This window comes from Hallerella sp., from assembly GCF_022776125.1.
Classification (GTDB): domain Bacteria; phylum Fibrobacterota; class Fibrobacteria; order Fibrobacterales; family Fibrobacteraceae; genus Hallerella; species Hallerella succinigenes.
Genome location: NZ_JALFIA010000073.1, coordinates 1 through 11,114 on the forward strand (window position 1 = coordinate 1; position 11,114 = coordinate 11,114).

The 11,114-nt window shown below is 49.7% G+C and carries 9 protein-coding genes; all 9 read left to right on the forward strand.

What is annotated here, in order from left to right; translation table 11 throughout:
* Positions 1–784: phosphopyruvate hydratase family protein (locus MR847_RS08675; RefSeq protein WP_502798511.1), on the forward strand; the 784-nt coding region annotated here is incomplete at its 5' end.
* 279 nt (positions 785–1,063) lie between these two features.
* Positions 1,064–2,887, forward strand: a complete 1,824-nt coding sequence (locus MR847_RS08680) for an ABC transporter substrate-binding protein (protein WP_287723540.1) — start codon at positions 1,064–1,066, stop codon at positions 2,885–2,887.
* Between the two features lie 36 nt (positions 2,888–2,923).
* Positions 2,924–4,288: an ABC transporter permease gene (locus MR847_RS08685; protein WP_287723541.1), complete on the forward strand. Its 1,365-nt coding sequence runs from the start codon at positions 2,924–2,926 to the stop codon at positions 4,286–4,288.
* Positions 4,289–4,290: 2 nt separating this feature from the next.
* Positions 4,291–5,136 (forward strand): ABC transporter permease, encoded by an 846-nt coding sequence (locus tag MR847_RS08690; protein ID WP_287723542.1) that lies wholly within the window; start codon positions 4,291–4,293, stop codon positions 5,134–5,136.
* Positions 5,137–5,148: 12 nt separating this feature from the next.
* A complete protein-coding gene (locus MR847_RS08695; RefSeq protein ID WP_100425450.1) occupies positions 5,149–6,150 on the forward strand; it encodes an ABC transporter ATP-binding protein in 1,002 nt (333 codons plus the stop codon).
* Positions 6,140–6,952: an ABC transporter ATP-binding protein gene (locus tag MR847_RS08700; protein ID WP_100425451.1), complete on the forward strand. Its 813-nt coding sequence runs from the start codon at positions 6,140–6,142 to the stop codon at positions 6,950–6,952. Before MR847_RS08695 ends, MR847_RS08700 begins: the two co-directional genes overlap by 11 nt.
* 146 nt (positions 6,953–7,098) lie before the next feature.
* Positions 7,099–8,829: a glycoside hydrolase family 44 protein gene (locus MR847_RS08705; protein WP_287723543.1), complete on the forward strand. Its 1,731-nt coding sequence runs from the start codon at positions 7,099–7,101 to the stop codon at positions 8,827–8,829.
* Positions 8,830–8,847: 18 nt separating this feature from the next.
* The gene (locus MR847_RS08710; protein ID WP_287723544.1) at positions 8,848–10,782 is read left to right on the forward strand and encodes a GTP-binding protein; all 1,935 of its coding nucleotides are present in this window, start codon (positions 8,848–8,850) and stop codon (positions 10,780–10,782) included.
* A gap of 191 nt (positions 10,783–10,973) precedes the next feature.
* Positions 10,974–11,114 (forward strand): GTP-binding protein (locus MR847_RS08715; protein ID WP_277001049.1); only part of this gene is annotated, 141 nt, incomplete at its 3' end.

An 11,114-nucleotide genomic window follows, 5' to 3' on the forward strand; every position in this document is an offset into this window, starting at 1 on the left:
CGAAGGTGGCTTCGCTCCTGGCGTTTCTATCAAGCCGGCTAAGAACAAGTTCGGTTACGAAATCACTGGCGTGATGACCCTCGAAAAGGCTCTCGACGCTTTGAAGACTGCAACCACCAATGCCGGTTACAAGTTCGGCACCGACATCAAGATCGCTCTGGACGTTGCTTCTTCCGAATTCTGCGACAAGAACACCAAGGCTGGCAAGCCGGAAACCTACACCTTCAAGAAGAGCACCAAGAAGACTCTCAAGTCTGCCGACATGGTGAAGCTCTACGAAAAGCTCATTGACAAGTATTCCATCTTCTCCATCGAAGACGGTCTCGATGAAGCTGACTGGGCTGGCTGGAAGGTCATGACCGACAAGCTTGGGTCCAAGATCAACCTCGTGGGTGACGACCTGTTCGTGACGAACCCGACCATCTTCGACGAAGGCATCAAGGCCGGCATCGCTAACGCCATCCTCATCAAGGTGAACCAGGTGGGTTCCGTTTCTGAAACCCTCGCTGCTATCAAGCGCGCTCAGGTCGAAGGCTATGCTCCGATCGTTTCTCACCGTTCTGGTGAAACGGAAGACACCTTCATCGCGGACCTCGCCGTCGGTACCGCCGCTGGCCAGATCAAGACGGGTTCTCTCTCCCGTACGGACCGCGTCTGCAAGTACAACCGTCTTCTCCGCATCGAAGAAGAACTCGGCAAGAAGGCTGTCTACGCAGGCGATCCTCGCAAGGCTGTAAAGCCGGCTGCTAAGAAGGCTGCCTGCAAGAAGTGCTGCAAGAAGTAATTTCTAACCATTAGAATTGCTGAAAGAGGCGCCCTTTCGGGGGCGCCTCTTTGCGTACATGACGGCAAGCCTTGTATAATCCGCTATGCTTCGGAAAATCGCGATTTAATCTTATAATTGGAGCTTGAGCATTTTTTTGTTTTGGGAATAATAGTTTATCTGTTTGCAGAAATCGTATGAAAAAATTTACATGGCCTGATTTATGGCAAAAGAAATGTAAATTATGCTTGTCAAGTTTAAACTGGACTTTCTTGTGCAGAAACATCAAGAGGATTATAGATGAATTCATTGAAAACAATCGCCACAGGCACACTTGCCTTGTCGGCGTGTTTTAGCGTTTTGGTCGGTTGCGGTGGCGCATCTTCGGATGGCGAAATGGCTAACGGCGCGTTACTCCGTCAGGAAACGCTTTACTTGTCTGGTCAGCAGAATTCAGCACCGGGTTCTTTCAACCCGTTGGCAGAAAGTTGGGCTGCATCCTGGCCGGTAGGCGGTCGCTTCAACCTGATGTACGAACCGTTGATTACGTACAACTCTTTGAATGGTCAGATCGAAGATCTTTTGGGCCATTTGGTTGAAGAACTTTCCAACAATGACAGTATCGTTGTGGATTTGAACCCGGCGGCAAAGTGGAGCGATGGTAAACCGGTTACCTCTAACGATGTGACTTTCATGTTCCTCCGCGGCTCGATTAACACCGCGGAACAGATTTCTGCTATTCACGTTGATACTTTGAAAAATGACGCAGGCCCTGTGGAACGTCTTTCTTTTATGGTGAACAAGCAGGCTCGAAATAATCCGCTTACCGTGCGTGACTTGTTGCAGGCGACTCGTATCGCTCCGGCCCATGTCTTTGAACCGATGATTAAGGAAAAGGGTCTGGACGAAGTCAAGAAGATGCTCATGGATCAAAATCCGGTTGTTTCCGGTCCTTATGGCCTTCAGTCCTACAACGAATCCAAAATTATCTTGAAGCGTCGTGATGATTATTGGGGAAACGCGGCTCTCCATAACGGCCAGCTGCCGGCTCCTAAGTATATTGTTCACCCGATTTACAAGAACAACGAACATAACACGATCGCCATGCGCGAAGGCAACTTGGACGCTTCCCAGAGCTTCATTCCGCGTATCGAACGTAAGGCTGGCGCAGGCGTTCACACTTGGTGGAACGAACCTCCTTACTTTCGCCCGGGTGCGATGCCGATGCTCGTCATCAACACGACGAAGGAACCGCTTAACGACAAGCGTTTCCGTCGTGCACTGGCTACTGCAATCGACTATAACGCACTCCGTCAGTTTGCAGTTTCGAATTACACTTTCTCTTTGAAACCTGGACTCATTATGCCGACCGATTTGGAAGGCAAGTATATTGTTGACGAAGACCTTTCTACGTACGGTGCAAATCTTTCGATTACCGATGATGCAGAACGTTTGAACGTGGTGAAGCAGATGCTTTCCGAAGCGGGCATCAAATCCGTCTTCAATGAAGATGGCTCTCTCAATCACATGGAAAATGCTAAGGGTGAACGTTTGCCGACGCTTTCGATTACGTCTCCTGCTGGATGGACCGACTGGGAAGCCATGGTGACGATCGCTGTTGACGGTATGCGTAAGGCTGGTATCGATATCCGTGAAGGCTTTGTGGATGGTGGTCAGTATTGGCCGGCTATGGGTCTTGGAAACTTTGACTTGGTGATGCACAAGCCGGTCGCAGATGTAACACCGTCTCTTCCGTGGAGCCGCTTCAACGAAATCATGTCTTCTCGTGATTGGCAGCCGCTTGGCGGTTGGGCTGGTGTGAACATCGGACGTTACAACAAGCCGGGTTCTCCGGAATACCGCCCGGAAGTGGATCAGCTTTTGTCTGCAATTCCGCTGATGACCGATTCTTCCGAAATTGCAAAGGCTTATCGTGAATTGAACAAGATCTTCATGGAAGATCAACCGTCTATTCCGCTGGTTTATCTGCCGGAACAGTTCTATGAATTCAGCGATCGCGTGTGGACGAATTGGCCTACCGCTGAGAATCCTTATGCTCCGGCTCAGCTTCCTTGGGTTGCTTCCGGCACCAAGATCCTCTGGAACTTGAAGCTTGCAAAATAAAGGTTAAAAGGAATACAAATGCTTAAACAATATCCTATGCTTCGCTATGTCCTGCAGAAGGGGTTCTGGTATCTCCTGACCTTCTTCTTTGCGGTGGCTTTGAACTTCGCATTGCCTCGTGTGGGCGGTAGCGATCCGGTTGACATCATTATGGGTCAGGCCGGTAAGGGTCTTTCTCCGACTGAAGCTCAGAAGAAGAAAGCCGAACTCCTGGTTTCTTTCGGCATGGCCGAATTGGACGATCAGGGCAATCCTATTTACGAACCTGAATTGGATAGTGCTGGCAACGCCGTTACTCGTAAGGTTGCAAAACTTGACGAAAATGGTGCTCCGGTTGTAACGACTGTGAAGGTTGTTAACGAAGACGGAACTCCGAAGATGGTGGAACGTCAAAAGCTTGATGCGGAAGGTAAGCCTGTTTTTGAAGAAAAACCGGTCCTTGATGCGAAGGGCAAGCCGGTGATGGAAAAAGACCCGAAGACTAAAAAGAAGGTCGCCAAGGTTGAAAAAGTCGCCGTTATGGAACAGGTCCAGGCAGAACGTCAGGACACCGTCATGGTGGACGAAGTCGTTCTCAAGACCGAACCAAAGCGTGCTTCTGCAATTTCTCAGTTCTTCTCTTACATTGCTAATGTGTGCAAGGGTGACCTTGGCAAGTCTTATACGAACAATACCGAAGTGACGACCATTATTAAGAACGCCCTTCCGTGGACGCTTTTGATTCAGGCTCCGACCATTCTTTTGGGCTGGATCATCGGTAACCTTCTTGGCGCTTTTGCTGCTTACAAGCGTGGCATCTTTGATAAGGTGTTTTTCCCGGTTGCGATGTTCTTGAATGGTGTTCCGTACTTTGTGTTCGGTATGCTTCTCGTGGCTCTCTTCTCGATCACTCTTGGCTGGTTCCCGGCTGTGGGTAACATGAGCCCGGATATTTCTGAATTTACGTTCTCCTGGGCTTGTTTGAAGAGCGTAGGTTGGTACTATATCCTTCCGTTCTTCTCCTGCTTCCCGATTCTTCTTTCCGGTCAGGCAACAGGTATGCGATCCATGTCCATTTATGAGCTCGGTACGGATTACATGAAGTATGCGAAGTGGCTTGGACTTCGTGAAGGACGCATCATCAGCTATGTGTTCCGCAATGCGATGCTCCCGCAGCTCACCGGTCTTGCTCAGTCTCTTGGTGCAATGGTTGGCGGCGCTCTCATTACTGAAATGATCTTCTCTTACCCGGGCCTCGGCATGGCTATGCTCGACGCCATTAATAAGCAGGATTACGCTACCATTCAGGGTTGCACCTTGATGATTTCTACCTGCGTTCTTGTTGCAAACTTCGCCGTTGACGTCTTAATCGCGATTTTCGATCCGCGCGTTAAGGCTGGTCTTCAGATGGGAGGTAAGTAATTATGGGAAAGCTTCTTAAAAACCTTCTCAAATCTCCGATGTTTGTCATCGGCATCTCGATCTTTATTCTTACACTGTTGATCGCTGTCTTTGGACCGCTGTTCTACAATGTTGACACCCACGCTCGTGATATCATGGCTGGCCCTTATGCGGGTTCTAGCGCCGCTCACTTGCTCGGTACTGACCATCTTGGCCGCGACTATGTTTCGCTTTTGATCGAAGGCCTTGGCAACTCCCTTTATGTGGGTTTCCTTGCCGGTATCATTGCAACGACTCTCGGTGTTTTGATCGGTCTGTTTGGCGGTTTCCGCGGTGGATGGATTGACGAAATCTTGAACATGGGAACGAACCTCTTCATCGTTATCCCGCAGTTCGTGATTCTCGTGCTCATTAGCTCCGCCTTTAAGGAAGGCCGTTCATTGACTTTGATCGGCGTGGTGATCGGTCTTACCGCTTGGAGCTGGTCTGCTCGTGCCGTTCGTGCTCAGGCTTCGTCTCTCCGTAGCCGCGACCACATTGCGCTCGCTCGTATCAATGGCGCTAGCACTTTGACGATTGTGATTAAGCATGTGCTTCCGTATTTGCTTTCTTATGTGTTCATGGTGTTCATCATGCAGGTAGGTTCCGGAATTCTTTCCGAAGCTTCCATTTCGATGATTGGCCTTGGCCCTGTGGATACCACTTCGTTGGGTATCATTTTGAACCAGGCTAAGGATAACGGCGCTCTCGCTGACTCCATTTGGATTGCGTTCTTGCCGGCAACACTCGTCGTCACTTTGACCGTGTTCGCTCTGTATTTGATCAATACGTCGATGGAAGGCGTATTCAACCCACGTCTTCGCAAGTAAGAGGTTTATCCTATGTCAGATAATGTTTTTGAAGTAGACAATCTCAGCCTCTATTATCTCGGACGTTTTGGCGACAAAACCCATGCTGTGACCAATGTTTCGTTCTCGATGAAACAGGGTGAAATCCTCGGCATCGCGGGTGAATCCGGGTGCGGTAAGTCCACTCTCGTGAGCGGTCTTATGGGTATGTGCATTCCGCCGCTCTATCCGGAATCGGGTGATGTGCGTGTGAGAAACGAAAAGGGTGAAATGGAATCCCTGATGCATCGCTCGATTAGCGATGTGCGTGCAAACGTTCTCGCTCAGAAGGTTTCGATGATTCCACAGGGCGCATTCAATGCTCTGAACCCGGTCCGCAAAATCAAGGACATCGCTGCAGACGTGATTGCCGCTCACCAACAGCCGGGCAAGGCTTTGGACAGCAAGGAAATTTACGATCGTCTTTGCGAACGCTTTGACTTGTTCGGTATGGACACAAAGCGCGTTCTGAATTCCTTCCCGATTCAGTTGACCGCTGGTGAACGTCAGCGTTCCGTGATCGGCATTTCCACCATTTTGAATCCTCAGATGGTGATTGCAGACGAACCGACATCCGCTTTGGACGTTTCGACTCAGAAGGAAGTGATCAAGATGATTTTCGATCTTCTGGACAAGGGAATTTTCCAGACGATGATTTTCATCACGCATGAACTTCCGCTGTTGTATCATGTTGCCGATAATATCGCTATTATGTATGCTGGCGAAATCGTGGAAAAGGGTACAGCGGAACAGGTCGTGAAGGATCCGCGTCATCCGTATACCAAGGCTTTGATGGGCGCCATGCTTAGCACGGAAGCGAGCCAGCGTTCTCGTCATCCGGTGGCTATCGAAGGTGCGCCTCCTAGCCTCAGAAACAAAATCGTTGGTTGCCGCTTTGCTCCGCGTTGCAAAATGGCATGTGAAGATTGCAAGAAGAATACCCAGAATCTCCGCGTTGTCGGCGATCGTGATGTGAGGTGCGATTATGCAAAGTGATAAGCCCGTAGTTTTTTCTGCAAAGGGAGTCAGCAAAACTTTTGGTGCTGGCAAAAATTTGAAGACCGCTGTCGATAATGTGACCTTCGACATTTATGACGAAGAATTCATTTCGATCGTGGGCGGTTCGGGCTGCGGTAAATCCGTTCTTGCAAAGATCATGCTCGGCCTTTACAAACCGACGGAAGGCGAATTCACCTATCGCGGAGCTCCGATCAAGAATCAGAAGTCTCATTGGAACGAAGTCCAGTTTGTTTTCCAGGATCCGTTTGGATGCTTTAACCAGTTCTTCACCATTCGCAGCCAGCTTGAAGATGCTCTGAACATTCTCAAGGACAAGCCGAGTAAGGAAGAAATCCGCCAACGTGTCGATGAAGGCTTGATGGCGGTGAACGTGAAACCGGAAGATATCGAAGGTAAATATCCGTTCGAACTTTCCGGCGGCCAGATGCAGCGAATGCTTCTTGCCCGTATCTTTGCTCTTCGTCCGAAGGTTTTGATCGCTGACGAAGCGACATCCATGGTGGACGCTTGCGTTCGTGCTAACATCCTTGACTATCTTCGTAAGTTGAAAGATCAGCTGAAGATGACGGTCGTGTTTGTGACTCACGATATCGGTCTTGCAAACTATGTTTCGGATCGCATTTTCATTATGCATAAGGGAAAAATCGTGAACCAGGGAACTCCGGCAGAAGTCCTCGACAACACGAGTGAACCGAACACGCTGAAGTTGCTCGACGACATTCCTGAAGTCCACAAGACGGAATGGATTCCGAACAGCCACCGGGCGAAAAAAGCTTAGCGGTTTTGAAATAGCTTGTTCAAGAGGCGTCGCGGTTGGCGGCGCTTCCTTGTTATAGGCAAGATGCCTTAGGAAAGGGCATATCGATTCGAATTTTTAATTGAAAGGAGAATACCATGGGTTGGTGTATAAAATGGGGTTTGGGAATGTTGGCCGCCGTGATGTCGCTCCCGGCGATTTCCCTTGCGGCGATAGAGGTACGGGTGGATTCCAAAGCGGGAATACAAAAAATTTCCCCGTATATTTTCGGGAAAAACATCAGCGGTTTAAATGATGCAGAAACAAGTGATCCTGCTAAAATCGCTGCGGAAGATTCGACCATCAAACGGATGAACGAAATCGGCTTTCGTTTTTTCCGGGCGAATAACGGGAACAACGCGACGCGTTACAATTGGCGAAAAAAATTGACCGTACACCCGGACTGGTACAATAATGTCTATGCCCACGACTGGGACATAACCGCCAAAACGATTCAGGATAAGCTTCCCGGCGCTAATGCCATGTATGCGTTCCAGCTTTCGGGCTATGCCGCTTCATCTGCCGATTATAATTTTAATGATTGGGATTTTTATCAAACGAATGGCTCGTGGGCCAAATCCACTTTGGATCTAGCTGGTGGTGGTGTAGCTTCTGCCGATGGACAGACCGCATTGAAAACGGGGGATTACTCCCTTTACAACGAGGAGTGGCCAGCGGATTCGACGGTTGCCATTTTGAACCATTGGAAGGACGATGTGAAGTTGGACATGAAAAGGTTTGAATACTGGAGCATGGACAATGAAATGGAAATTTGGAGCGGGACGCACAGCGACTTGCCGCTGACCGTAACGCAGCAATTTTTGGTCGAACGTTATTTGGACGTGGCGAAGAAAGCCAAAAAGGCTTGGAAAGATATCAAGCTGACGGGTCCTGTGGCGGCGAACGAATGGCAATGGTGCGGAGTGGATTCCGACCCGAATGCGGCGGAGGAGCGCAATTATTGCTGGCTGGAATACTTTATCAAAAAAGTGGCCGAAGCGCAAAAGGCAAGTGGCGTCAAATTGCTGGATGTTTTGGACATTCACTGGTATCCGACGGAAAAAACATACGAAGATCGCATCAACTGGCATCGGGTATTTTTCGATACGACATACGTTTATCCGGGAGCAAACGGCATAAAAAAAGTTAACGGTGGCTGGGATAATTCTATCGTCAAAGAATTTATTTTCAAACGCCTGAACGATTGGATGAATGCCTACTTTGGAAAAAATCACGGCATTGGTTTAGGATTGACAGAAACGGATTTGACAACGGACGACGCCATGCTGACAGCGCTGATCTACGCATCTTTTTTGGGAACGTTCATGGACAACGGCGTGGAATTGTTCACTCCTTGGAGTTGGGGGGACGGCATGGATGAAGTGGCTCACCTGTTCATTCGCTACGGTCACGAATTTCGGGTCGCATCGACCTCTAGCAATGATTCCCTGGTGTCCGCCTATTCATCGGTGACAGAATCGCAGGATTCGATGACGATTATTTTGGTGAACCGCTCCGAAAAAATGTCGCAGATGGTGAATTTGTCTGTAGAAAATTTTGAGGCACTGCCGCAGGTGCAAACGCTCACCCTTTCGGATTTGTCCGGCGAAACTTTTGTATCTCACACGGAAAACGCCCTGCGGCACGGAACCGCCGTGGCAAGCGACGCCAAATTTTCTCTTGAACTTCCCGCGAAGTCCATTACGGCGCTTCTTTTGATACATCAAAACCCGACGTCCATTCCCAAGAAAACCCTTCGTTCCGTTAAGAAAAAATCCGGCACGCCCCGGTATGTGAACGGGAGAATTGCCAAGGAAAAGGCGACCGGCTCCTATCCGACGCCCACCTTTGCAAAATAAGCCGGATAGAATTCGCGCATGCAGCCCATTCGTAACATCGCTATTCTCGCTCACGTGGATGCGGGCAAGACGACCCTTTCTGAACGTATTCTGTTCACCGCAGGGGAAGTCCGTCGTCCCGGTGACGTAGAAGATGGCCTTGCGACCATGGACTATCTTCCGGAAGAACGGGAACGCGGTATTACAATCGAAGCGGGCGTCGCTCATTTTGAATGGCGAAACATCTGGTTCAATTTCATCGATACGCCGGGGCATGTGGACTTTGGCGCAGAAGTCGATATGGCGCTTTCTTCCGTAGAAGGGGCCATCTTGATCGTCTCTGCCGCGGACGGCGTTGAAACGCAAACGCTTTCTGCGTGGAAGAAGCTTCGCAAAAAAGGAATCCGCACGCTTGTCTACATCAACAAGCTTGACAACCCGGACTTTTCTCTCGATGAAACCTTGATCGCTATTGAGGAACATCTGGGTGCACGCCCCGTGTTGCTTTCCATTCCGGAATACGCACAAATTAATGGTGCGACGAAGATTGCGTCGGAACTTGACGTCATCAGCGGTACAAGGCTTATCCAATCCGAAGGCAAGGAAGAAGCGAAAAAGCTTTCCGCCAAGGATCCTGCCGCGGCAAAGCTTCAAGGCGCTTACGCCGAAGCGGTCGAAGCCGCCTCGGAATTCGACGATGAAATTCTTTCCCTCGCCATGGACGGTGAGAGGGTCCCCCCGAAAACGCTTATCCGCGGACTTGCAGAACTTTGTGCTTCCGACAAGTATGTGCTTTGCTATGCAGGCTCTGCCAAAGAAAACTTCGGCGTGCGAAGCCTCATGACAGGACTTTCGTTCTTCCTTCCGCCGCCGCCCAAGTTCCCGGCGAATTGCCTGGGCGAAGTGGTGCGCTTAAGACATTTTTCCGACATGGATGAAATCGCGCTCTTCCGCAGCATGGCAAATCTTTCGAGTGAAAAATTTCCGAGCGATTTTGAATTTTTCCGCCTAAAGGCATCTACGCTTGAACCTGTGCAGCAGATTGTCGCAGGCGACATCTACGCTCTGCGTTCTCCGAAGCCTCTTTCGCTCGGTTCCCGCCTTTCCGTTAAAGGAAATGTGCTCCAGAATTCGGGAACTTCTTCTGAAGTCTATGATCCGCTGCTACAGACCCACGTGGAATGTATCCGCGCAGAAGATTACACTTCTGTCGAAAAAAGCCTTCAGCTCTTGACGCGGATGGATCCGTCCGTTCGCATTACTCCTCACCCGGAAGCGGGCTACTGGGTTTTACATACGGTGGGGGAGGTGCAGCTCGAAGTTGTCATGGAACGACTCAAACGTGAATTTGGTTGTGATGTTCGGGCGGGAAGTCCCGAAGTCATGTGGCTGGAACGCTTGCGAAAAAAGCTCGGTCCCGTCGAAAATTCTTTCCAGGCGGGTCCGTTTAAGGTAGAGCTCTCCCTATCTGCAAAGCCTCTTTCGGAATCCGAAAAGGATATTCGTCTTTCCGGGGAATTCTTGGAAGAAGCGCCCCCTGAGATTCTTGCCGGTATCCGTTCTGCGCTTCTCGAAAGTGCTGAAGTCGGATTTTTGGGCAAAGGCCCCCTCGTCGGCGTGGAGTTTCAGATTGGATTCTTCGACTGCGAAGGCTCGGTCTCCGTTCCGATGATCAAAAAGGCTTGCTCTGACGCGGTCATCAAATTGATACATGCCTCCGACATCGTCCTGTACGAGCCGTATATGGAACTTTCCCTCGAATGTCCGGCGGAATATGCAGGAATGCTCAGCGGGGATATCCAATCCCGCGAAGGCAAAATTATCGAAATCGGCGGTGACGGAATTATGCATTCGTTCAAGGCAGAGCTTCCGCTCCGAAATCTTTTCGGGTATGCAACGTCGGTCCGTTCCGGTTGTAAGGGACGTGCACAATATTCAATCCGCCTTTTAGGGTATAGAGTCCACAATATCTAGTGGCGAACCCACCCTGTTTGTATATTTTTTGTAAAATATTTTTCAAAAACTCTTGTCTTTTCATAAAAAACAACTAAATTTGGGACTCCAATTTCGGGAAGTAGCGCTTCCTATGCTTTCCGAAGTATCAGGGTGAAATGTTTCATCCGCTGACTTGAAGCGATAAACCTTCTGGTGAAGAAGAGGAAAAAATGGCAAAAGAACATTTTGAAAGAACCAAGCCGCATTGCAACATTGGCACAATCGGCCACGTTGACCACGGTAAGACGACCCTGACGGCCGCAATTTGCACGACTCTCGCTGCAAAGGGCCTCGCTGCTGCAAAGAAGTTC

Excerpts from the sequence above, each read along its gene's own strand:
- MR847_RS08680 (WP_287723540.1), top strand. The coding sequence starts at position 1,064 with ATGAATTCATTGAAAACAATCGCCACAGGCACACTTGCCTTGTCGGCG.
- MR847_RS08685 (WP_287723541.1), top strand. The coding sequence starts at position 2,924 with ATGCTTCGCTATGTCCTGCAGAAGGGGTTCTGGTATCTCCTGACCTTC.
- MR847_RS08690 (WP_287723542.1), top strand. The coding sequence starts at position 4,291 with ATGGGAAAGCTTCTTAAAAACCTTCTCAAATCTCCGATGTTTGTCATC.
- MR847_RS08695 (WP_100425450.1), top strand. The coding sequence starts at position 5,149 with ATGTCAGATAATGTTTTTGAAGTAGACAATCTCAGCCTCTATTATCTC.
- MR847_RS08700 (WP_100425451.1), top strand. The coding sequence starts at position 6,140 with ATGCAAAGTGATAAGCCCGTAGTTTTTTCTGCAAAGGGAGTCAGCAAA.
- MR847_RS08705 (WP_287723543.1), top strand. The coding sequence starts at position 7,099 with ATGTTGGCCGCCGTGATGTCGCTCCCGGCGATTTCCCTTGCGGCGATA.
- MR847_RS08710 (WP_287723544.1), top strand. The coding sequence starts at position 8,848 with ATGCAGCCCATTCGTAACATCGCTATTCTCGCTCACGTGGATGCGGGC.